Here is a 23,319-nt window from a genome sequence, read left to right as displayed (position 1 = left end):
AGGCAATCACTACCACGGTCATTCCCATCGAGGTCGAGCGTTGGCCACACCAGGACAGTTTCCGTGGGCCTGGGGCTGGCTCCGGGTCTCTTGAGCACACGAAACGGGAGAGGGCGTCCGCCTGAGCGAACGCCCCCTCTCAGACTGTGACCGGCGGGATCAGCTCTGCCAGCTGCGCCAGAGTCTCGCGTAGCGGCCGCCGTCGGCGACGAGCTGGTCGTGGGTGCCCTCCTCCACGATCCGGCCCTGGTCCATGACGACGACGCGGTCGGCGGTCTGCGCCTGGGTGAGGCGGTGCGCGACCACCAGGGTGGTCCGGCCCTTGGTGGCGGCGACCGCCGCGTTCTCCAGACGGCGCGCGCCGGAGCTTCCCGCCTCGGCGGTGGCCTCGTCGAGCACCGCCAGGTCGGGGTCGGCGAGGACGAGGCGCGCGAGGGCCAGGTGCTGGGCCTGTTCGGCGGTGAGCGCGTGCCCGCCCTCGCCGACGACCGTCTCCAGCCCCTCGGGCAGGGCGCGCACCCATTCCAGGGCTCCGACGGCCTCCAGCGCGCTCTCCACCTCGGCGGGGGCGGCCTCGGCGCGGGCCAGGCGCAGGTCGTCCAGGAGGGTCCCGGCGAACACGTGGGTCTCCTGGCTCACCAGGAAGACGTGCTCGCGCACGCGCGCCTCGCCGAGTTCGTCCAGGGGGACACCGCCCAGGAACACCGTCCCGGAGGTGGGCGCCCGCAGACCGCTGACCACGGCGGCCAGAGTGGTCTTGCCCGCCCCGCTGGCGCCGACGAGCGCGACCCGTTCGCCGGGGGCGACCCCGAGGGTCACCCCGTCCAGCGCCTTGGGCGCTCCCGGCGCGTAGGCGTGGCTGACCGCCTCCACGCGCAGGGAGGTACCGGCCGGGCCCTCCTCGGGGCGCGGGTCCTCGGCCACGGGCAGGTCGATGACCCCGGCCAGCCGGGCCAGGCTCGCCCCGGCCTGCTGGACGTCGTTGAAGTTCATCACCAGGAACCCGATCGGGCCGAAGAGCCGGTGGAAGAACAGGGCGGCGGCGGTGACCATGCCGACGGTGGCGAGGTCGCCGCGCACCAGGAAGAAGCCGACGACCAGGACGGCGCCCAGCCCGACGAACTCCGAGCCGTTCATGCGCGCACCGAGCCGCGTGAAGAGGTAGAACACGTCGATGGTGAGTCGCATCGCGGTGCGTGAGCGGTCCGCGATGACCTGTTCGTGCTCCTCCTCCAGGCGGTAGGCGCGCACGGTGCCCCGGCCGCGAAGGGCGCCCATGAGCGCGTGCGAGCGCTCCCCCATGGCGATCCGTTCGCGCGCGTAGTAGGGGCCCGACCTCGGCATGTACCAGCGCACCGCCCACACGTAGAAGGGCAGGGCGGCCAGTCCGGCCAGGCCCAGACGCCAGTCCAGGGCGGCCATTCCGACGGTGGTGAGCACGACCATGGCCAGGGCGGTGACGACCTCGGGCCCGTTGCGCGCGATGGCGTTGGTGACCACGGCGACGTCGTCGCCGACCCGGGAGAGCAGGTCGCCGATCCGGACCTTCTCCAGCCGGGCGGCGGGCATGTGCAGGACCCGCTCCATCACGCGTTCGCGCAGCCGGGCCAGGACGGTCTCGCCGACCCGGCTGACCTGCCAGGCGCCGAGCCCGACCAGGACGCCCCCGACCAGGGCGGCACCGGCGATGAGCGCGGCCGACCGCAGGATCGCCTCCAGGCCAGCTCCCGCGGAGATGTCGTCGACCATCGAGCCGAGCACCCAGGGGGCGACCAGCCCGGCGGCGCTGCCTCCGAGGACGGTGAGCAGGGCCAGGGCGGTGGCCCAGGGAATGGACCTGAGCCCGTCGCCGAGGACGGCCCAGGTGCGCCGGGCGTCGGCGGTGGGCAGGAGTTCGGGACCGGGCGCCGCGGGCGCCTCGGGTTCGGTCTCCGGGGGTTCGGGCCTGGTGACGGGTTGCGTGCTCATCGCAGGATCGCCTCGCGGTAGTGGGGGTCGTCCTCGGCCAGTCGTGCGTGGGTGCCCTCGGCGTGCACCCGGCCCTCCCGCAGCACCACCACCCGGTCGGCGCGGGCCAGCAACGCCGGGCTGCTGGCGATGACCAGGGTGGCGCCGCCGGGTGAGCGCCGGGCACGCAGGTCGACGGTGCCCTGGGCGATGGCGGCCTCCGTGACCGCGTCGACCGCGGTGGTGGGGTCGTGCAGAACCAGCACGGGCGGGTCAGCGAAGAGGGCGCGGGCCAGGGCGACGCGCTGCCGCTGGCCGCCGGAGAGGTTGGCGGCACGGTCGGTGACGGGCCGGTCGAGCCCGTCGGGGTGGCCGCTCACCAGGTCCTCGGCGGCGGCAGCCGCCAGTGCGGTGAGAAGGGCGTCGTCCCCGGTGACGGGCGCGGCCGGGGTGGCGCGGTCGTCGCGGGAGGCGCGGCTGACGGCCAGGTTGGAGCGGAGCGTGCCCTCGAACAGGACACTGCCGTGCTCCTCCACGAGGACGGTGCGGCGCAGCGAGGTGAGGTCGAGGTCGTTGACCGGCTCGCCTCCCACGAGGGTGGATCCCCCCGCTCCGGCGGCACGGCCGGTCAGGAGGTCGACCAGATCCTCGGCGTCGCGCGGGTCGGTGGCGAGGACCGCGACGAACTCTCCCTGGGCCACGGTCAGGTCCACGCCGTCGAGGTTGCGGTGGGTGACCCCGCGCAGTTCCACGGCGGGCGGGACCTCGGGGAGCGTGTCCGGGAGGAGCCGGTCACCGGGGGCGACGGCGTCGGGCGCGTTGAGCAGGCGCACGAGGCGCTGGGCGGAGGCGCGGGCGACGGCGAACATCTGGCCGACCATGCCCAGCGCCCGGACGGGTTCGGCGAGGAACTGCGCGAGGCCGACCACGATGACGAGTTCGCCGATGGTCAGGTGCCCCTGGAGCGCCATCCATCCGGCGACTCCGGCGACGCAGGCCAGGAAGACCGCGCCGGCGGCGGTGACCAGGCCCTTGTAGAGGCCGTTGGTGGCGGCGGCGCCCACCGACGCGGTCAGGGCGACGTCGCTGGCCCGCCGGTAGCGCAGGGAGGCGTTGTGGCGCGCGCCGATGCCCATGAGGACCCGAAGACCGCCGACGAGGTCGGTGGCCATGGCGGTGGCGCGGGCGGCGGTGGCCTGTTTGGCCTCGGTGCGGCGGGTGATGCGGGCGGCGGGCAGACGCAGGAGCAGAAGCATCAGCGGGACGCCGAGCAGGACGCCGAGGCCCAGGGGCAGGTTGATGGTGAGCAGGACGACGGTGGTGACGACGATCGCGGTGACCTGGGCGATACCCACGGCCCAGGCGCGCACGAACGTGGAGGCCTGTTCCGCGTCGGACGTGGCCACGGCCAGGACCTCGCCGGAGCGCAGGCCGCTGCGTTCGCCACGGGGGTGCAGGACGCGCCGGGCGGACTCCAGGCGCAGCAGGTGGGCCTCGCGTTCGACGGCGTTGAGGGTGAAGCGGGCGCCGGAGCGGTAGGCGAGGGCCAGGCAGGTGAAGAGGAGGGCCAGTCCGCCCACGCACCAGAGCAGGGCGGTGGTGTCACCGGTGGAGACGGCGAGGTCGATGGTGAGGCCGATCGCCACCGGGACCAGTGCCTCACAGACCTGGTGGAGGGAGAGCAGGAGGACGCCGAGGGTCACCCGGGCCCGGTGGCGGCGCAGGGTACGCGCGCGCAGGGCCTTCGCGGTGGTGGGGACCGGTTCGGCGGCGACCGGGGTGGCGTTGGCGATGGCCGCGGTCACGGGGAGACTCCGTTCGGGCTGGAGGACGTGGCGGCGAGTGGACCCTGGGCCGTCAGGGGTGTCTCGGCCGGGGCCTGTTTTCTGGATGCTTTCGCAGGTGATGGCGGAGCCGCCACCGGTGCGAGCGGCCGCCTCCCCTACTGTGCGCCGCTACGCGGGATCCGCAGCGTGGCACAGCGGGGACCGGCGTTCTCTCGCAGGCCGTGGAGCGACGGCCAGCCCGGGTCGGCTGTCCGAGCTTCATCGGTGGAAGCGAGAGCACCCGGTGGTCGTCGGCGCGCAATGATCCAAAGAACAGGGCCCGGTCCAGCGTAGCCATCGGTGACACGACCTCCGACCACGGGATGACCTCTTTGTCGCAGATACGGGCATTGCCGAGCACCCATGGTATTGGTTAGCCTAACCTCACAACCCGCCGTCACTCCTCCGCGAAGGGTCACCCGCTTGCGTATCCAACCCCCGCGTCACCGCCAGATGATCCGTGCCCGGGTCGCACGCGCCGAGCGGACCACCGACCACTTCATCACCGTGACCGTCACCGGCCCGGAACTGGCCGGGTTCGAGTTCCTCGGCCGCGACCAGTGCGTGCGGGTCTTCCTCCGCCGCCCCGGGCAGGAACGACTGGTCCTGCCGGACGCCGAGGACGACGGCTGGTATCCGCAGTACCGCGACATGGGCGACGACACCCGCCCCTACGTCCGCAACTACACCATCCGCCGGTTCGACCCCCGGGCACTGGAACTCGACATCGAGTTCGTGGCGCACGGTGACGGCGGCCCCGCCTCGACCTGGGCGATCTCTGCCAGCGAGGGCGACGAGGTGGGCCTGTTCCCCGAGGGCATCTACTACCTGCCCCCGGCCGAGGCCGACTGGCACCTGCTCGTCGGCGACGAGAGCGCCGTGCCCGCCCTGTTGTCCATCGTCGAGCAGGCCCCGCGCGACCTGCGCGCCAAGGTCTACCTGGAGGTCCCCTCCCCGCAGGACGTGCGGCAGCTGGACGTGCCGCCGGGGGTGGAGGTGCACTGGCTGCCGCGCGAGGACGCCCACGCCACTCCGGGGCGTCTGGCTCTGGAGACGGTGAGCGCGGCGGACCTACCCGAGGGCCGCCCCTACTGCTGGGTGGCCGGGGAGAACGCCCTGCCCACCGGCCTGCGCCGCGCCCTGGTGCGCGACCGCGCCGTGTCCAAGGACGACATCACCTTCGTGGGCTACTGGCGCGCGGGCGTCGCCGGGGTCGACTGAGCACCCCGTTCCGGGGCCGCCGAGAGTGGCCCCGACCGCGTGTTTCACGCCACCCCTCCCCCACTGGTCACACCATCCCCAAGCCACGCTAATCTGGACCATCCCAGCTTAGGCAAGGCTAAGCTCATCATCGCCAGCGAGGTCCCATGAACCCCGGTCCGTCCACCCGCTTCGGCCTGGTCGCCGCCGGTGCCCTGTCCACGGTCCTGCTCGCCGCGTGCGGTGGCGGCGGCTCCGGTGCCTCCTCCGACTCCTCGGGCGAGGCCGCCGAGGGCTACCCCGTCACCGTCGAGACCCTCTTCGGCGACGTGGAGATCGAGGACCGGCCCCAGAACGTGGCCGCGCTCGGCTGGTCCGACGCCGAGACCGCCCTCGCCCTCGGCGTACAGCCGGTGGGGGTGGCCGACTGGCAGGCCTACGGCGGCACCGGCGTGGGCCCCTGGGCAGCCGACCTCTTCGACTCCGAGCCCTCGCAGCTGGGCACCATGGAGCCCAACATCGAGGCGATCGCCTCCCTGGAGCCCGACGTCATCCTGGACACGCGCTCCGACAACTCCCAGGACCGCCACGACCTCCTCTCCCCGGTCGCCCCCGTCGTGGGCCCGCCGCCGGAGGTCGAGGTCACCTACGGCACCACCTGGCAGCAGCAGACCCGCCAGGTCGCCCAGGTCCTGGGTGAGGAGGAGCGCGGTGAGGAACTGGTCACCGAGCTGGAGGGCCGCTTCGAGGAGCTGCGCGGCGACAACCCCGAGTTCGCCGACCTCACCATCGCCGTGGGCGCCTACTTCGACGGCCAGTACGGGGCCTACGTGCCCGGTGACACCCGGGTGGACGTCCTCACCGAGCTGGGCTTCGAGTACAAGCCGGAGCTGGTCGAGATGGCCGACGGCGCCTTCTACACGGATCTGAGCGCCGAGCTCGTGGAGGAGCTGGACGCCGACCTCACGATCGTCTTCCCGATCGGTGACGCCGAGACCACCGAGTTCCTGAAGGAGGACCCGGTCCTCCAGGGCATCCCCTCCGCCGAGGCCGGGCGCCTGATCGTCCTGGACGACCCGGAGCTGGCCAACGCCTTCTCCAGCGGATCCACCCTGGGCATCAACCACGCGCTGGACGAGATCGTCCCGATCATCCAGGACACCCTGGAGGACTAGTCAGCGCGGGAACCGGAGCGTTCCACCGAAGGCCTCGCGAGGGGTCGGGGTCGCCACCCCGGCCCCTCCTGCCGTTCCCAGGGGGGTGGCCGTAGGATCCGGGTACACCTCCCCTCCGGGAAACGAGGAACGGATGTCCCACCCCCAGGTTCCCTTCGAACCGGCTCCACCACTACCCCTGGGCATCGCGTGCGCCAAGGTGATCATGCTGTTCCAGGCGCTGCCCGGCTTCTTGATCTGCGCCCTGTTCGTGTTCTGGTTCGTGATCTCCGTGTTCGCGGACTGGCCCCTGGACCTGTGGTCCCTGGTGTGGGCGTTCCCCATCGCCGCTCTGGCCTCGGCCGCCTTCGGCCTGGCCATCGCGCTACAGCCCGGACTGAAACGGCAGTGGCGGGCAGCCCTGATCCTCCAGGGCGGCGTCGGCACCTTCTTCCTGGCTGCGGGAGTATCCTTTGTCGCCGCGGACAGCGCCACTGATCTCCTTACCACCCTCACGGACCCCTTCCTCTTGGCCGCGGCAGTCTGTTGGGCCACGTTCGCCCTCCTGCTCCTGCCCTCCTCACGCGCCCAGGCCTCGTCACCTCCGGAGGACGCGGCGTAGCGCGACGCGGCTCGCAGGCCCCGTTCATGATCGCCGTGGCTTTGGAGACCAAGGAGCACATTGGTGCTGGTCCCCACCCCTGCGATGACGGACCGAGCCCCCGCCCGTCCGTCACCCTCGCCGTGCTGGCCATCCATACGCGGGGCGTTCCGGATCCTGGCAGGTGTTTTCCCTGCCCCCTGGCGCACCCGGGCGTCGCGGAATCCCTCGGTTCGCCCTACCCTCGTCCGGGAAGCCGGACCGGCCCGAACCGGTACGGCTCAGAGGGAGGACCATGCACACCGAACACCACTGGACCACCACACCCCTGACCACGGAGTTCCTGTTCGGTGCCACCGAGTGGGAGCAGACGGAGCGAGGCCTGATCCCGCACCGGCTGCCCGCGCGGGCACGCGCCCAGAACACCGAACCGCTGCTGGCGTTGGCCGAGTCCCAGCCTTCGGGCGTGCGGCTGCTCCTGCGCACCCGGGCGACCGTGATCGAACTCGACGCCCTGCCCACCAAGCGGGTCCACGCGGGTCTGCCCACGCGCCCGGACGGGGTGTACGACCTGCTCGTGGACGGCCGACTCACCGCCCGGACCACCGTGTCCGGCGGCGACACCCTGACCTTCGACATGGCCACCGGCGCCGTGGACCACCGGCCCGGACCCGTGGGCACGGCCCGTTTCACCGACCTGCCCGACCGCGTCAAGGACGTGGAGATCTGGCTTCCGCACGACGAGTCCACGCGACTGGTCGCCCTGCGCACGGACGCCCCCGTCGAGCCCGTCCCGGACCGGGGCCGCCGGGTGTGGCTGCACCACGGCAGCTCCATCAGCCACGGTTCCGACGCGACGAGTCCGACCTCGATCTGGCCCGCCGTGGCGGCCGCGAGCGAACCCGTGGACCTGGTCAACCTGGGGCTGAGCGGCAGCGCCATGCTCGACCCGTTCACCGCGCGCGCCATGCGGGACGCCCCGGCCGACCTGATCAGCGTGAAGATCGGCATCAACCTGGCCAACGGGGACATCATGCGCATGCGTGCCCTCGGCCCGGCGGTGCACGGTTTCCTGGACACCGTCCGCGAGGGGCATCCCGACACACCGCTGTTGGTCGTCTCACCGATCCTGTGCCCCATCCAGGAGCACACCCCGGGCCCCGCCGCCTTCGACACCGAGGCCCTGCGCGCCGGCCGGAAGCTGTTCCGGGCCACCGGCGACCCCGGGGAGGGCGCCTCGGGCAAACTCACGCTCTCGTCGATCCGGGAGGAGCTGTCCCGGATCGTGCGCGAGCGTTCGGTGGAGGACCCGCACCTGTCCTACCTGGACGGGCGCGACCTCTACGGCGAGGCGGACCACGCGGAGCTGCCACTGCCCGACCGCATCCATCCGGACACCGCCGCGCACCACCGCATCGGCACCCGGTTCGCGGAGCTCGCCTTCGGCGCCGGCGGGCCCTTCGCCCCGGTCAACGACGCCGCCTGAGGCCGGGGCGGACACGGCGGACCGGGACGGACCGGAGCGGGTCCGGCGAGCTATGCTCGCTGGGCCCGGCGGATGCGGGGCGGGCACGAGAGCCGCCCCGTCCGTGTCCGACGACCGAGCCCGCGCGCCCCGGGTGGCGCGGCCGAAGACCCACAGGAGTCCTCCCGTGACCTCACTCCCCGACCTCGACACGATCGTCTTCGACGTCCTCGGAACCATGGTCGACGAGCCCGACGGGATCAGGCGCGGCATCCGCACGGCCCTGCCGAACACCGACGGGGAGGAGGTGGAGCGGCTCCTCAAAGTGTGGTCCGAGCACGTCGAGGGCCGCCAGCGCGAGATCCTCGCGGGCGGTGTCCCCTACGCGAACGGTACGGAGCTCGTTCTGGAGGCGGCCGCGCGCGTGGCGGCCGAGGCGGGCATAGACGACGATGAGGCGGTCCTCGATCTGGCGAACGCCGCGCTGCGCCTCGAGCCGTGGCCCGACTCCGTTCGGGCGCTGGAGCGGATCGCCTCGCGCTACTCGGTGGTCGGCCTGTCCAACGCCAGCGGTGCGGCACTCACCCGCGTCAGCGCGCACGCCGGGCTGCGCTGGCACCGGGCGCTCACCGCCGAGGACGCTCGCTCCTACAAGCCCCACGCGGACGTCTACCGGCTGGCGGTCGCCAACGCGGAGTGCGCTCCGGAGCGCCTGCTGATGGTCGCCGCCCACGCGTGGGACCTGCGCGGCGCGCGTGAGCTCGGCCTGCGGACCGCCTACGTCGAACGCCCGGGCGGAGACCCGCCCGCCGAGACCGACTCCTTCGACCTGACCGCGAGGAGCCTGGACGAGCTGGCGATCCAGCTCAACGCCGTCTGACCCTTCCCACCAGGACCGATCCGCCCGTCGGTGGTCCCATGCCCGCGGTTCGAACGAACCCGTCGGCACGGGACCGCCGACGGGCTCTTTCGTGTGTCCGGTCGGCTCTCCTTCTCCGAAAGTGGACGCGAGTGCCCAAGTCTGTGCTTAGAATGAAAACCGTTTTCATATCCACTCGTTCCCCGCCCTCACAGGAAGGGAGATCGGATGCGGCACGCCCCCGCTCCCCCCGCTCCCCTCACCCCGCCCGTCGATCCCGGCCCCGAACCCGCCCCCCGGGTCCGCTGGCTGACCACACCGGCGGGCACCACGACCGCCGCCCTGGTCCTCACCCTGGCGCTGGTCGTCTCCGCCGTCCTGGCGATCGGCCTCGGCTCGTCGGTCATCCCCCCGCAGGAGACCGTCCGCTACCTCTGGGCCGCCCTGAGCGGCGGCAGTATCCAGGCCGACGAGCTCACGCGCTACCAGGTCATCTGGCAGATCCGCACCCCCCGGGTCCTGCTCGCCGCCATCGTGGGCGCCGGGCTCGGCGCGGTCGGCGTGGCCGTCCAGGCGATGGTGCGCAACCCCCTCGCCGACCCCTACATCCTCGGGGTCTCCTCCGGGGCCTCCGTGGGCGCCGTCCTGGTCGGCGTCCTGGGCGTCTCGGCCCTGGGTGTGCACGCGGTCTCGGCCGGGGCCTTCGCCGGGGCCCTGGCGGCGACCCTGCTCGTCTACACCGTCTCCTACTCGCGGATGGGCGTCACCCCGCTGCGTCTGGTCCTGACGGGTGTGGCGCTGTCCTTCGGCTTCCAGGCCGTCATGAGCGTGATCGTCTACCTCGCCCCGAGCAACGAGGCCACCAGCACCGTCCTGTACTGGACCATGGGCAGCTTCGGCGCGGCCACCTGGGGTTCGCTGCCCGTGGTCGCGGCCGCCGTGGTGCTGGGCGTGCTACTGCTGCGCTCCCGGGCCCGCTCACTGGACGTGACGGCGCTGGGCGACGAGACCGCCGCCAGCCTCGGGGTGGACGCGGACCGTCTGCGCCGGTGGTTGTTCGTCCTGACCGCCGTCATGACCGGCGCGATGGTGGCGGTGAGCGGCGCGATCGGGTTCGTCGGCCTGGTGGTGCCGCACATCGTGCGCATCCTCGTGGGCGCCGACCACCGCAGGGTGCTCACTGTGGCGCCGCTGGCGGGCGCGGTGCTCATGGTCTGGGTGGACCTGGTCTCCCGGGTGGTGGTGGCCCCACGTGAGCTCCCCCTCGGCGTGATCACGGCCCTGGTCGGCGTTCCCGTGTTCATCGCGCTGATGCGCCGTCGTGGCTACCTGTTCGGAGGACGCTGATGGACCTGCGCATCGACGATCTGTCAGTGGACCTGGGCGGCGTCCGGATCGTGCGACGGCTCACCCTGGACGTCCCCGACGGGCAGGTGGTCGGGCTCGTCGGACCCAACGGTTCCGGCAAGTCGACGGCCCTGCGCTGCGTGTACCGGGCCCTGGGACCCAGCGCGGGCCGGGTCCTGCTCGGCGGCGAGGACCTGACCTCGATGAGCCCGCGTGCCAGCGCCCAGCGGGTCGCGGCGCTCACGCAGGAGAACGGGAGCGACCTCGACTTCACGGTGGCGGAGCTGGTCGCACTGGGACGCACCCCCCACCTACGTGGGAACCAGCCGCTGAGCGCGCGTGAGCGGGAGCTGTGCCGGAGCTCGATGGAGCTGCTGGACGTGGCTCACCTGGCCGGGCGCGGCGTGCTCGAGCTGTCCGGCGGGGAACGCCAGCGGGTCCTGGTGGCCCGCGCCCTGGTCCAGGAACCGCGCGTGCTGGTGCTGGACGAGCCCACCAACCACCTGGACGTGCGCCATCAGCTCGACCTGCTCTCCCTGCTGCGGGACGTGGGCGTGACGGTGCTCGTGGTCCTGCACGACCTCAACCTGGCCGCCTCGGCCTGTGACGTGATCGGCGTGCTCTCCGAGGGTGCGCTCGTGGACGCGGGCACCCCGGAGAAGGTCCTCACCCCGGGTCTGCTGCGCGAGGTCTTCGGCGTGGAGGCCTCCGTCGTGCCCCACCCCCTCACCGGGGGCCCTCAACTGCTCTACAGACTCCCACCCTCAAGGAAGGTCCACCGATGAATCCCCGAATCCCGCTCCGCCCCCTCTCCCTGGTCCCCCTCGTGACCGTCTCGGTCCTGCTCGCCGGTTGCGGCGCCCAGGTCGAGGGCGTCTCCGAGGCCGGTGCCGGACCGGTCACCGTCCAGCGCTGCGGCGAGGAGGTGGAGTACACCACGCCGCAGCGGGTGGTCGCCTACGAGGGCGGCAGCGCGGACAAGCTGTTCGCGCTCGGGCTGGTCGACCACGTGCACGGCTACGTGATGCCCCCGGCCAACCCGCCGGTGGAGGAGTCGCCGTGGGCCGAGGACTACGCGGCGGTGGAGTTCCTCAGCGACGACCTGCTCAACCGGGAGCTGGTGGTGGACGCGGAGGCGGACCTGGTGGTCGCGGGCTGGAACTCGGGTTTCAGCGACCAGCGGGGCATCACCCCGGAGATCCTCGACGGCATCGGCGTCCAGAGCTTCATGCACTCAGAGTCCTGCTTCAACTACCCCGGGCACCCCGAACGGGTGACGCCGTTCGAGGGGCTGTACACGGACCTGGAGCGCATGGGGCGGATCTTCGGAGTGGAGGAGCGCGCCACCGAGCTGGTCGAGGACTACCGGGAACGGGTCGCGGCGGTGGAGGAGCAGGTGCCCGAGGGTGACCCGGCCTCCGTCTTCCTCTACGACTCCGGCACCGACCAGCCCTTCACGGCGGGCAACCAGGTCCCGCCGCACGACATCATCGAGCACGCCGGGGGCGCCAACATCTTCGGTGACCTGGAGCAGCGCTGGACCCAGGTGGGCTGGGAGTCGGTGGTGGAGGCGGAGCCGGAGGTGATCATCATCCTGGACTACGGCGACCAGCCCGCCCAGGAGAAGATCGACTTCCTCACCTCCTCCCCCGCCATGGCGGGGGTCCCGGCCGTGACCGAGGAGAACTTCTTCGTGCTGGACTACAACGAGGGCATCTCGGGCCCGAGGAACATCGACGGTCTGGAGAAGTTCGCGGAGTACCTGCGCGAGCTGGGCTGAGTACCCGACGGGGCCGTCCCGGTGAGGAGTGCCGAGGCGGCCCCGCGTCACAGTGGGCGAAAAACCCGGTGACGTCGGTGCCCGTCCCCGGGGATACTGGCCGCCTATGGATGAGGTCGAAGTGGTCGCCGCCCATTCCGAGCGCGCCACCCTGCGCGTCGGGCACGTGTTCCTGAAGGTGGACGCCGATCAGGCGCGGGTCGACGTCGAGGGCGAGGCGATGTCCCTGGCGCCGGTCCCGACCCCGGAGGTCCTGTGGCGCGAACCGCCGGTGCTCGCGGTCTCCGCGCTCGCCGGGACAGCGCTCGGGCGTCTCGGTGGGCGATCGACCGCGTCGTCCACGGCGTGGGCCGCGGTGGGCGCCGCCGTCCGGGAACTGCACGAGGCACCTCTGCCGCCCTGGCCCGGCCGACGCCGCCGGGACCCCGACGAGTTGGCGGCGGAGCTCGACGAGGAGTGCGAGTCACTCGTGAAGAACGGGATTCTGCCCGCCGACCTGGTCACCCGCAACCGCCGCTTCGCCGAGACCGCCATCCGGCCGTGGACACCCAGGTTCACCCACGGCGACCTGCAGATCGAGCACGTCTTCGTCGACGGCGACGAGGTCACGGGCATCATCGACTGGTCCGAGGCGGGCAGGGGTGACGCGCTGTTCGACCTCGCCACCCTGACGCTCGGACACGAGGCGCGCCTCGACGAGGTCCTCACCGGTTACGGCACCGATGTCGATCTCGACGTGATCCGCGCGTGGTGGTCCCTGCGCAGCCTCCTGGGGGTTCGCTGGCTACTGGAGCACGGCTTCGATCCGTTCGCGCCGGGCTGTGAGGTCGACGTGCTGAGATCCCGGATGTGAGGCCGCGCGGCCCGACCGCTCCGTATGCGCCGAGCAGGCCTCCTGCGAGGCGGTCGCCCGCCCTCGCTCTGGGCAGGTGCGGGGAGCGGTCGACGCCAGCAGACGCGGGCCGGACCGGAACCGGATGTCCGAGATCTCGGACTCTTTCTCCTCTCGGACCCGGGTGTTCCGCGTCACTTTCTGCTTCGATTCCCGGAATACTCCCATTTCAGAGGCAGGAGGAGCCCCCCGTGAGCGACAACGCGACCGCTTCGAAGGCGGCCGGGACGTGGCGCCTGGTCGTCTACAGCGGTATCGGCATCTTCATGTTCTTCGTTCCGGTGACCTTCGAGGGCCGGAACGCCATCCCGCTGGACCATCTGGTGACCCTCCTCCAGACCGCGCTCGGGCCCGCGCTGCCCTACGTGATCTGGCTGCTCATCGCGGCTGGGACGGTGGTCCCCTTCGTCACCGGAACGTGGCGGCACAGCAGGGTGAAGCTGGTGTTCGCCCTGCTGAACATCGTGGGCCTGGCCGTGGCCTCCATGGTGATCCTGGACGTCGGCCCGGACTGGTTCATGGGCGAGGATCTCGCGCCCTTCCTGTTCAACGCCGTGGCCGTCAACGTCGGACTCCTGGTCCCGGTCGGCGCGATCTTCCTGGCGATGCTGGTGGGGTACGGGCTCATGGAGTTCGTCGGGGTCCTGCTGCAACGCGTGATGCGACCCGTGTGGCGCACTCCCGGGCGCTCAGCCGTGGACGCCGCCGCCTCGTTCGTGGGCAGCTACTCGCTGGGGCTGCTCATCACGGACCGCGTCTACCAGTCCGGGCGCTACACGGGCCGGGAGGCGGCGATCATCGCGATCGGGTTCTCCACGGTCTCGGTCACGTTCATGGTGGTCATCGCCAACACCCTGGACCTGATGGGTATCTGGCTGACCTACTTCTTCCTGACCTTCTTCGTCACCTACGCGGTCACCGCGATCCTCGTGCGCGTCCCCCCGCTGAGCCGTATCCCGGACGACCACTTCCCGGGGGCGACGCCGCAGCCGGAGGAGGAGGTCACCGGGAACCGCCTCGGCCACGCCTGGAAGGAGGCCCGAGGGGCCCTGCTCGCGGCGCCGTCGCTGCCGCGCAACGTGTGGGTGAACTTCGCCGACGGGGTCCGGATGAGCATGTCCATCCTTCCGTCGATCATGTCCGTGGGCACCATCGGCCTGGTGGTGGCGCACTCCACCCCGGTCTTCGACCTGCTGGCCTACGTGTTCGTCCCGTTCACCTGGGTGGTGGGGCTCTCCGACCCCATGCTGGCCGCCAAGGCGCTCTCGGTGGGGATCGCCGAGGTGTTTCTGCCCGCGACCGTGGCCGCCGGGTCCGAGGACCTCGTGCTCCGCCTGGTGGTCGGTGTCGTGTCGGTGTCCTCGATCGTCTTCTTCTCCGCGCTGGTCCCCTGCGTCCTGGCCACGCGCATCCCGCTGACGGTGGGCCAGCTCGTGGTGATCTGGTTCCAGCGGGTCATCCTCAGCGTGCTCATCGCCGGTCCCCTGGCCTACCTGCTGGTCGGTCTCTGACCGCAGGAGAGCGGGTTCCTGACCGCGAGGGTGCGGTGGCCCTGATGAAAGTCACGGGAACCGTTGAGGCGCGGTCGGCCGGTCGGCCCGCACCGGTCGGAACGGTTCCGCACGTGGTTCCTCCCCGGCGGGAATTCGTTCCAGCGGTACGCCCAGGGCCCGCAGGAAGCGGCCAAGCACGTCCGGTCGCCACCTGTGGGCCCTGGATCGCGTCCGCGCGGACGGACACACGAAGGCCCCGTCAGGACGTGGTTCCTGAACCGACGATCTTGGTCGCGGGGAGGGGGCGAGTAGTCAGCCGACGACACAACCGGTCGTCAGGAGCAGGGCGTTTTACCACCAACGGTCGTTGCCACCACCAGTGTTCGCGCTTTGGCCACCGACCATTTCCCACATCGTGATGACTTCTTGCAACCAGGGAAGATACGACTGGTCGTCGACCATACAACAGGACCGCACCGCAGGGAAGTGGTTGACAGCGCATCGATCGCACAGTTAATCTTCCCCAGAAAGCATTGGGAGCGCTCCCAAGTTTCTATTCGATTCTCGCGTGAATTGTTTACGCCACCGCAACTCCTCCTCGGATATCAACTGATACATTCACACTCCGAATCCTTTCCCTTCACCCCCCAGGCCGCAGAATCCACCCCCGCAGGCACGCCTCCACGCTTCTGATCTGAATTTATACAGCCGACGGCGACAGAGTCACGAGGTGCGCGATCCGCACAGGCAGAGGCCTCGGCGGCCCAGGCGCGAACACTCCCACGGTCTCACCACCGAAGAACATCCCCCAATACCCACAAGGTGAGCCAACCACTCTTGCACCTACCGCTCGCCAATCGAGGCAGACCTGGTGTCTTTCCGGACAACCCAAGCCTTTTTGAAACGGGTCATCACATGTCACGCAACATTCTCGTAACCGGCGCCAGTGGAATGTTGGGCAGTCGGGTGATGCGGGCGTTCCGCACAGGAGTTCCGGAAGATACGCAGTTCCCGGAAACTGTGAACACTGTCACGGGTTGGTCGTACCGCAACGACGCCCCAGGGCTGCACAGAGTCGACGCGACGTCCCCGGAACAGGTCAACCGTTACTTCGCCGATCACACCCCACAGGTGTGTGTGCACTGTGTCGCCGCACCCGACGTCCAGGTGTGCGAGCGCGCCCCGCGCACGGCCCACCTGCTGAACGCCAAGACCACCGAGAATGTCGCACTGGCATGCGAACGGTACGGCGCCAAGCTCGTCCACATCTCCACGGAGTACGTCTTCGACGGATCGGCCAGCGACGGGTACCGCGAGGACGACACCCCCGCTCCGCTCCAGACCTACGGCGAGACGAAACTCCTCGGAGAGCATCACGCCGCCCTGGCCCCCGGTGCGCTCACGGTCCGCCTGCCCGTGCTGTACGGCGATCCGGTCCCACACCGCGCCCCCACCTGGCTCGAAGCCATGCTGGAGGCGTTGGGCCAGGGCCACTCCGTCGACCTCGACGACCACTACGAGCGCCAACCCACCTGGAGCCACGACGTGGCCGCGATCCTGGCGCGGGCCATCGCGGACGACCTCACGGGGGTCCTGCACGTGGCCACGCAGGAGGGCGCCACCAAATACGAGTGGGGCCGCATCGTCGCCGAGGCCGCCGGACTGTCCCCGGATCTACTGCGCCCCACCCAGCCTGCCCCCGGCGGGGTCGTCCGGCCCGAACGTCCCTGGCTGCGCACCGAACGACTGGAATCCCTCGGCCTGCTACCGCCCCCCGGGATCAGCCGACGAGCCGTCGACTACCTGCACTCGACGGGGGCCCGAGCGCGGTCTTCCCACTGAGGGCGCGGGCGTCCCACGTCCGGCGCAACCACTCGCAGAAGGAGATCTCTCGTGGAAGCCATCGTGTGCAGCACCACGTGCCGACGACACTCCAAGGCACCCGTCGGGGTGGTCGACCGCGTCCGCGGCGCGGTCCTGAACGGCACTCTCAGCCGCGTCAGCGTCCTGGCCTCCGAGACCGCCGCGACAGACAACGAGGCGCCGACCCGGTGGGCCGGTGTCGTGGAATGGACGGTCCCCGCACTCGAACGGCAGCGCGACTGGCTGCTCGCGGCCATCCTGCGCCGAGGAGCGGGAAGCATACTGGTGCTCGACTGCGCCTGCGACATCCGGCCCGGTACCGTCGAAGCCTTCGCCGATCTGGCCAGCACGACAGCACTGGTGACCGGGCGCCCCGATGACCCCGGCCACCCAGCCACCGCCACGGCCGCGACCCGTCGCGAGGGTCGGCACCTGCGACTGGAGAGCCTGATCCGGTCGGATGGGCGGTTGCCCACGGAGAACACCCGAAGACCCATGACCTACCTCGGTGCCCTGTTGGTCGGCGGTGCGGCGGACCGCGGGCTCCTCGCCGACATACTCGAATCCCGTTCCGGCCATCACCGCGATGCCGCGTCCCCTCCTCCCTGGCACGACGCGCTCGACACTCTGGCCCGAAGTACCCGAGTCCTGTGCGCGGAGCTGGCCCGCGACGTCCACGGCGACGAGGCGGTGATCGGGGAGTGGCTGGCCGGCGGTTCCCACGCCCGCACCTACATCCGTCTGCCCGACGACCACGGCAACCAAACGGTCCGCAAAGAGGCCACCGGCGTCGGCCTCGGCAAACTCAATGACGAGATCCAGTGGCTGCGCGGTCTGGATCCCGACGCCGGCCGACACTTCGCCGACGTCGTCGCGTCCAGGGTCGAGCCCGGCCGCGCCTCCATGGACCTGAGGTTCCACCGCTTACCCACCCTGCGAAGACTCATCCTCAGCGAGGAGATCGACGCCGATGAGGCGGCCCTGTGGACGCACCGAGTCCTCGCCGCCCTGCGCCGCGACGTCTACCCCGCCGGTTCCAGGCCGACCCCCACCGACTACGTGCGCCGCACCCACCTGAACCGCGTCGAGACCAGACTGGCCGAGACCGCCGCCGCGCTGCCGGATCGGCGCACGTTGTGGAAATCCGACAGCCTCCTGATCAACGGTGTCCGCCTGCGCAACCCGGGTGCCCTTGTCACCGAGATCGCCCACGACGGGCAGGCGCTGCGCATGCTCACCCCGAACCGGCTGGTTCGTACGCACGGCGACCCGCATTTCGACAACGTCCTCATCGACCGACAGGGCCATCGGTTCGTCCTCATCGACCCCAGGGGCAACGCGGGCTACGATCCGGCCTATGACCTGGGAAAGGTCTGGCACTCCGTCAACTCCCTGTACGACCTGATCCACGGGGGCCACGTGGAGGCCTCTGCAGGCGAGGACGGCATCGACTACGCGTTCACCTCCCCCCGTCTCGTGGCGTTCTACCACCGGGTCCGCGACCGCGTTCACGCATGGCTCACCGCGACCGGCTGGCACCAGGACGACCCGCACTGGATGCTGAAGGTCCGTCTGGCCGAGGCCGCCCACATGTGCAGTGTGATGCCCTTCCACATCGCCCATGACCAGCGCGAGTCCGTCGCGCTCGCTTGCTACGCGCGCGGGGTGGAGCTGTTCAACGCCCTCCACCGTGACCTGATGGCCGCCCGCCCTCGACCCATCCAGGCCAGGATCCGGGCAGAGCCCCGACGAGCAGCGCTCGTGGACCGCTCCGGCTGACCACCGTCCCCAACCGACAGACCCGGCAGAGAGGTACCCCCGCAAAATGCAGGTCATTCGCAGTTCCGAACTGGATCCGGACCGACGCCCCGATGGCCGGACCGTGCTGCCCCTACTCGACCTTCCCCTTGGTCCGTCAGTGGACCGCGCGGCGATCCTCCACGTTGTGCACCCCGCCGACTTCACCGAACGCAGGCACTACCACCAGCACCTCCACGAGGTGTTCTACTTCCTGGACAGCGCTGACTACTGGGTCAACGGCACTGTGGTCCGGTTGGCCTCCGGCGACGTACTCGTCCTGGAGCCGAACGATGTTCACGGCGCGTTGCCGGTTCCCCACCCGGTTCGACTCATCGTCCACCACCTGCCCAAGGTCCCCGGTGACAAGGTGGAGGTGGACGAGGACACCATCGCCCCCGAACCTCCCGAAGGGGAGGTGCTCCGGTGACCGTCGAAGGGTGCATGTTCGACTTCTCCGGCACACTCATGCGGATCGAGCCCGTCACCAACTGGTTGCGCGCGGTCCTGACTGATGTCGGAATCGCCGCCACCGACGCGGAGATCGAGGAGTACGCGGCCCGGCTGGATCGTTGCGGGGCGCAGCCCGGGGGGTCCGACCCAACGGCTCTGCCGTCCCGCCTGAGCCGCTTGTGGGACGAACGCGACCTGTCCGCGTCAGCCCACCGCGCCACGTACACCGCTCTGGCCCGTGAAGCGGACCTGCCGTGGGGCCGGGCCGTGTACGACGCCCTGTACACCCGCCACATGACAGCGGACGCCTGGCGCCCCTACCCGGACACCTCCGAGGTCCTGGACGAGCTACATGGACGCGGCATCCCGGTGGCGGTGGTCAGCAACATCGGATGGGACCTGCGCCCGGTGCTGAAGGCCCACGGCATCGCGGAGCCGGTGAAGGAGTTCGTCCTCAGCTACGAGCACGGCCTGCGCAAGCCCGACCCCGGGCTGTTTCGTATCGCCTGCGACACACTGGGCCTGGCGCCCGAGGTGGTGCTGATGGTCGGCGACGACCGCCACGCCGACACCGGTGCTCTGGCCCTCGGCTGCCCCGTTCACCTGGTCGACCACCTCCCCGTGCATGCCCGTCCGGCCAGTCTGCGCCCGGTCCTCGACCTCGTCCGCCAAGGCGACACCGACCATCAGCACCGACGTCCCCGTTCCGGTCCGGGAGAGGCCTGAGCGGGCTCTGACAGGTAGCGCGCACCGCTGGTGGCGACTGCCTCACGGTCGATGACCCGTGACGAGGTGTTCTCCATGTGTCACACGTGGCGGGCCCCTCCGACCAGTCATCGGAGTCGTTGACGGATCCACCCGTCAAACCAGCGGAGCCCGGAAGGCAGGGGCCCTGCCCTTTCTGTGAGCGGCGGCCCCTGCCTTGCGTGGCCTCTGGCTCAGTCGTCGCGGTGGACGGCCTGATCCGGTGCGGGCTGACGCCCCCAGTCCATCCGGCACCAGGGCGGCGACAGCTCCTTGAGGTCACCGATCTCCCGGGGGGAGAGGTCGGCGACGTCGGCGGCCTCCTCGTGACGGGCGAAGACGGTGTCCACGTACCGGTGCCCGGTGTCGGGGGCCACGAACACCACCCGCCGGTCCGGGGCTGCCGCCGCCTCCCAGCGCGCCACCAGGTAGGCGGCGCCCGTGGAGAGCCCGGCGAAGACCGCGTGGCGGCGCAGGAGGTCCGTACTCCCGGCCAGGGCGGCGTCGAAGCCGGTCCAGTGCACGGTGTCGTAGAGGGTGTGGTCGACGTTGCCGAACGGGATCGAGCTGCCGATCCCCGCGATGATGATCTGCGGGTCGGTGACGTGGTCACTGCCGAAGGTGACGCTGCCGAACGGCTGCACCCCCACGAGCGGGGTGTCGGGGGCGCCCCCCCTCAGGTAGCGGGCGAGCGCCCCGGTGGAGGCCCCGGATCCGACCCCGCCCACCAGGGTGAGCGGACCGTCTCCGGCCTCCTTGCGGATCTGGTCGGCCACCGCGCGGTAGCCGAGGCCGTGGACGACGTCGTGGTACTGGCGCATCCAGTGGTAGTTGGGATTCTCGCGGAGCACCTGTCTGACCCGTCGGACCCGGCGGTCCTGGTCCAGCCGGAGGTCGTCCGAGGGCGGCATCTGCTCCAGGGTGGCGCCCAGGACCGCGAGCTGGAGACGCAGGGGCTGGTCGACGGTGGTGGAGCCGATGATGTGGCAGCGCAGGCCGAACCGGTGCGCGGCCAGGGCCAGGCCGTAGGCGTAGATGCCGCTGGAGCTGTCCATCAGGGTGTCACCGGGGCGGACCACCCCGGTGTCCAGCAGGTGGCGCACGGCCGCGAGCGCGGAGGCCACCTTCATTGACTCGAAGCGCAGGCACAGCAGGCCCCCGCCGAGGTCGATCAGGTCGGGTCTGGCGATGGCTTCGGAAACGTGGTCGTCCAAGGTGGCTCCGAGGTGATCGAGGGTGGAGGGGCCGGTGTGGAGGGGGTCGGGGTCGAGGTGACCCCGGTGAGGACCGGCCGCGCGGAGGGGTCCGCCACGGCGGGCAGGGCGCCGGACCCCGTGGCCGTGGAGAACACGCGGTGGGGGGTGAGCCCAGCGGCCTCGAGACGGTCGACGGCCGCCTCGAGGCGTTCCACGAGACCGGGAGCGGCCGCGTCGAAGAGCACACCGGCCACGTTGCCGCTGTGCGCCACCTGGATGCCCACCGCACCGCACTCGCGGGCGGCCTCCCGCAGCGTGCCCAGCTCGTCCTTGGGCAGCACACGCTGGTTGAGGATGGCGCTCTCGGTGCTGACGTGCCCGACCCCGGCCACGTCTGCCTCGGTGATCGCGGTACGCAGCGCGGCACGCAACCTCTCGTAGACGGCGATGTCCCCCCGTCGTGCGTTCCCCTTCAGGGAGAGGGTGTCGACGGGTTGGCCACTTCCGGTCAGGCAGCCCACGACCGCCATCTCCGGCAGCGCGGGGCCCAGCTCCTCCAGGACCCGACCCTCACGCTGGGCGAACAGCAGGGGGCGGTCGCCGAACATGACCGGGTCGCTGGCGCCCTCCGCCGCGACCGCCACCCTGGCCACGGACTCCGGCGGCAGCTCCACGCCGAGCCCCGCCGCGACCGCGCGCACCGCCGCCGTCACGTCACTGGTGGACGACCCCATGCCGAGGCCCGGCCGGGCCCCGCCCCGGACGCTGAGGAAGCCGCCCACCCACGGGACCCCGGCCACACGCGCGCACTCCCGCACGGCGAGTTCGGCCGCGCGGGCCGCCTTGGCCCGGTCGGGAGGGTCCACGACGACGTGGCGGGGCGCCCTCGCGGAGAACGGGGTGAACACCGCCCGGGTGCGGGGCTCGGCCATCGGCAGGGTGACCAGACCACGGGTGGGGCGTCCGCGCTCGTCCAGGAACACGCCCTGGAGGATCTCGCCGTGGTGGCAGGTCGCCTGTCCAGTTCCTACGGTCACTCTCGGGTTCCTTCTCGGTAGCGGTAGAGGTGGGTCGGTTCGGCGCTGAACTGTGAGAACGGGAAGGGTTCGGCCGAGACCGCGGTGACGCCGGAGCCGAGGAAGGCCCGTGCGACCGCGCTCCCGCTCTGGGCGTACAGGACCAGCGGCAGGTCCCGTTCGCGGCAGCGCTCCAGGATGCGGTCGAAGGTGCCGTTGCCCAGGGTCATGCCGGTGGCCACGACCGCGTCGGCCTCGGCCAGGACCTCCTCCATGTCCGGGTTGACGGGGTCGCCCCACTGGGTGCGGCGCAGGTTGAGGTCGCAGGGCAGGCACCGGCCGCCCCGCTCCCGGATCGCGGCCACGAGGGGGTTGACCACCCCGATCAGGGCGATCCGCCTGCCGTCGGGTTCGGGCAGGAGTCCGGCGATGGCGCGGTCACGGGCGACGGCGCGCTCCTCCGGGGTGCCGTACGGGAGGGCGACCCGTTCGGCGCGGGGGTCCTCGGAGTGGGGTCGGGCATGGCCCAGGTAGGCGTCCAGCGCGGCCAGCCGTACCGGGGCCGGGGCTCTCAGGAGGTCGGCCAGGGGTCTGCCGGACAGGTCCGCGCAGATCCCGGGGTCCAGCTGGCCCGGTTCGAAGGAGCACGCGCCGAAGGCCCGGCCGATCCGCACCAGGACGTACTGGTTGAGGTAGGTGACGTCGCCTCCGGCCAGGCGGGTTCCGTGATGGACCCAGAACACGCTGGTGGCGACGGGGAGGTCGGGTGTGTCGAGCACCGACTGGTGCAGGGCCCGGAGGTCGAGGGTGCGCTGGGGGTGGCTCACTTGGCGTTCTCCCGGGTGAGGCGGAACAGGTAGGTCAGGACTCCGTCGTTCCAGTCGTGCAGGTGGTGGACGTGTGCGGTGAACCCGCTGTCGGCGGCGTGGCCGATGATCCCGCGCAGGTCCGCGGTGTTGGAGGCGACGAAGTAGACCTGGCCGCCGGGGGCCAGCAGGTCGCGTTCGGCGAGCTGGGTGAAGAAGGCGTCGGTGACGGGGCGCCCGGCGCAGACGTTGCGGACGACGTCGGGATCGTCACTGACGGGCTGGCTGACCGCTGGCGGGTTGAAGGTGACGACGTCCAACCGGGGTTCGGAGGGGAACTCGGCGAACAGGTCGGAGACCAGCGGGACGAACTCGGTCCCTTGGTGGGACTCCCCCGCTCCGACGACGCGTCGGTAGTTGTGCTCGGTGGCCCTCACGCTGGCCGGGTGGACGTCCGCGGCCAGGATCCGGGCGGCGCCGCGCAGTCCGGCCACCGCGGCCTCCACGCCGAGCCCGGCGCCCATGGCGGCGTAGACGCGTCCGCGCACGTCGATGTCGTCGTCGAGGATGCGCTGGTGGATCATGCGGCTGGTCGCGCCGGGCAGGAACACCTCGGGCGGGACGTCGAACTCCCACCCGTTCCAGGTGTAGGAGCGCAGGGTGTGCAGGTCGACCTTGGGCTGGTTGAGGCCGATGATCTGTTCGGGCGGCAGGGGCGGGGGCAGCTGGGCGATCTGATGGGGGTCCACGCGGGGCCTTTCGGGCTGTCTGCGGGCAGGGGGCACCGGTCGGTACGTCCTGGGGGGTACCGGTTCCGACGACCATAGCGAAAACGATAATCGTTGTCACCAGAAGCTCTTCACTCCAGGGAGTCGCTGCC

At 71.1% G+C, this 23,319-nt stretch carries 20 protein-coding genes; 14 read left to right on the top strand and 6 right to left on the bottom strand.

Going from position 1 to position 23,319, the window contains the following annotated elements:
- Positions 1–159 precede the first annotated feature (159 nt).
- A complete protein-coding gene (locus KBX21_RS12680) occupies positions 160–1,968 on the bottom strand; it encodes an ABC transporter ATP-binding protein (RefSeq protein WP_210842008.1) in 1,809 nt (602 codons plus the stop codon).
- Positions 1,965–3,752, bottom strand: a complete 1,788-nt coding sequence (locus tag KBX21_RS12675) for an ABC transporter ATP-binding protein (RefSeq protein WP_307869199.1) — start codon at positions 3,750–3,752, stop codon at positions 1,965–1,967. The genes KBX21_RS12680 and KBX21_RS12675 overlap by 4 nt, the downstream gene beginning before the upstream one ends.
- 474 nt (positions 3,753–4,226) lie before the next feature.
- Between KBX21_RS12675 and KBX21_RS12670 the strand changes: the two genes are divergently transcribed.
- From KBX21_RS12670 to KBX21_RS12605, 14 genes are all read left to right on the top strand, one after another.
- Positions 4,227–4,994, top strand: coding sequence for a siderophore-interacting protein (locus tag KBX21_RS12670; RefSeq protein WP_199776592.1), 768 nt, complete (start codon positions 4,227–4,229; stop codon positions 4,992–4,994).
- A 146-nt stretch (positions 4,995–5,140) separates the two neighbouring features.
- The gene (locus tag KBX21_RS12665; RefSeq protein ID WP_210842007.1) at positions 5,141–6,148 is read left to right on the top strand and encodes an ABC transporter substrate-binding protein; all 1,008 of its coding nucleotides are present in this window, start codon (positions 5,141–5,143) and stop codon (positions 6,146–6,148) included.
- Positions 6,149–6,281: 133 nt separating this feature from the next.
- Positions 6,282–6,749, top strand: coding sequence for a hypothetical protein (locus KBX21_RS12660; protein ID WP_210842006.1), 468 nt, complete (start codon positions 6,282–6,284; stop codon positions 6,747–6,749).
- Between the two features lie 274 nt (positions 6,750–7,023).
- Positions 7,024–8,214, top strand: coding sequence for a GDSL-type esterase/lipase family protein (locus KBX21_RS12655; RefSeq protein ID WP_049573318.1), 1,191 nt, complete (start codon positions 7,024–7,026; stop codon positions 8,212–8,214).
- 166 nt (positions 8,215–8,380) lie between these two features.
- Positions 8,381–9,073, top strand: coding sequence for a haloacid dehalogenase type II (locus KBX21_RS12650; RefSeq protein WP_049573314.1), 693 nt, complete (start codon positions 8,381–8,383; stop codon positions 9,071–9,073).
- Positions 9,074–9,280: 207 nt separating this feature from the next.
- Positions 9,281–10,399 (top strand): iron ABC transporter permease, encoded by a 1,119-nt coding sequence (locus KBX21_RS12645; RefSeq protein WP_210842005.1) that lies wholly within the window; start codon positions 9,281–9,283, stop codon positions 10,397–10,399.
- The gene (locus KBX21_RS12640; RefSeq protein WP_049570193.1) at positions 10,399–11,184 is read left to right on the top strand and encodes an ABC transporter ATP-binding protein; all 786 of its coding nucleotides are present in this window, start codon (positions 10,399–10,401) and stop codon (positions 11,182–11,184) included. Before KBX21_RS12645 ends, KBX21_RS12640 begins: the two co-directional genes overlap by 1 nt.
- Positions 11,181–12,179 carry an ABC transporter substrate-binding protein gene (locus tag KBX21_RS12635; RefSeq protein WP_049570191.1) on the top strand — a complete coding sequence of 333 codons (999 nt, stop codon included), beginning with the start codon at positions 11,181–11,183 and terminating at the stop codon, positions 12,177–12,179. The genes KBX21_RS12640 and KBX21_RS12635 overlap by 4 nt, the downstream gene beginning before the upstream one ends.
- Before the next feature lie 106 nt (positions 12,180–12,285).
- Positions 12,286–13,032 carry a phosphotransferase family protein gene (locus KBX21_RS12630; protein WP_210842004.1) on the top strand — a complete coding sequence of 249 codons (747 nt, stop codon included), beginning with the start codon at positions 12,286–12,288 and terminating at the stop codon, positions 13,030–13,032.
- Positions 13,033–13,262: 230 nt separating this feature from the next.
- Positions 13,263–14,582, top strand: a complete 1,320-nt coding sequence (locus KBX21_RS12625) for a YjiH family protein (RefSeq protein ID WP_049570186.1) — start codon at positions 13,263–13,265, stop codon at positions 14,580–14,582.
- 897 nt (positions 14,583–15,479) lie between these two features.
- Positions 15,480–16,406 carry an SDR family oxidoreductase gene (locus KBX21_RS12620; RefSeq protein WP_210842003.1) on the top strand — a complete coding sequence of 309 codons (927 nt, stop codon included), beginning with the start codon at positions 15,480–15,482 and terminating at the stop codon, positions 16,404–16,406.
- Between the two features lie 51 nt (positions 16,407–16,457).
- On the top strand, positions 16,458–18,206 hold the full coding sequence (locus KBX21_RS12615) for a phosphotransferase (RefSeq protein WP_210842002.1): 1,749 nt from the start codon (positions 16,458–16,460) through the stop codon (positions 18,204–18,206).
- A 46-nt stretch (positions 18,207–18,252) separates the two neighbouring features.
- Complete coding sequence (locus tag KBX21_RS12610; RefSeq protein ID WP_210842001.1) at positions 18,253–18,654, top strand: hypothetical protein; 402 nt, start codon at positions 18,253–18,255, stop codon at positions 18,652–18,654.
- On the top strand, positions 18,651–19,403 hold the full coding sequence (locus tag KBX21_RS12605) for an HAD-IA family hydrolase (protein ID WP_307869198.1): 753 nt from the start codon (positions 18,651–18,653) through the stop codon (positions 19,401–19,403). The genes KBX21_RS12610 and KBX21_RS12605 overlap by 4 nt, the downstream gene beginning before the upstream one ends.
- A 212-nt stretch (positions 19,404–19,615) precedes the next feature.
- Here the strand turns inward: KBX21_RS12605 and KBX21_RS12600 are convergent, their stop codons facing one another.
- Genes KBX21_RS12600 through KBX21_RS12585 form a run of 4 tightly spaced genes read right to left on the bottom strand, consistent with a single transcriptional unit; the run spans position 19,616 to position 23,188 of the window.
- A complete protein-coding gene (locus KBX21_RS12600; RefSeq protein ID WP_210842000.1) occupies positions 19,616–20,635 on the bottom strand; it encodes a pyridoxal-phosphate dependent enzyme in 1,020 nt (339 codons plus the stop codon).
- On the bottom strand, positions 20,593–21,654 hold the full coding sequence (locus tag KBX21_RS12595) for a GHMP kinase (RefSeq protein ID WP_210841999.1): 1,062 nt from the start codon (positions 21,652–21,654) through the stop codon (positions 20,593–20,595). The genes KBX21_RS12600 and KBX21_RS12595 overlap by 43 nt, the downstream gene beginning before the upstream one ends.
- Complete coding sequence (locus KBX21_RS12590; protein WP_374225721.1) at positions 21,651–22,460, bottom strand: Rossmann-like domain-containing protein; 810 nt, start codon at positions 22,458–22,460, stop codon at positions 21,651–21,653. The genes KBX21_RS12595 and KBX21_RS12590 overlap by 4 nt, the downstream gene beginning before the upstream one ends.
- A complete protein-coding gene (locus tag KBX21_RS12585; protein ID WP_210841998.1) occupies positions 22,457–23,188 on the bottom strand; it encodes a methyltransferase in 732 nt (243 codons plus the stop codon). The genes KBX21_RS12590 and KBX21_RS12585 overlap by 4 nt, the downstream gene beginning before the upstream one ends.
- Positions 23,189–23,319 lie beyond the last annotated feature (131 nt).

It is taken from the genome of Nocardiopsis sp. B62, from assembly GCF_018070675.1.
In the GTDB taxonomy this organism is placed as follows: domain Bacteria; phylum Actinomycetota; class Actinomycetes; order Streptosporangiales; family Streptosporangiaceae; genus Nocardiopsis; species Nocardiopsis prasina.
Note: the sequence above shows the minus strand (reverse complement) of the source record. Positions and strands in the feature narration are given on the sequence as shown.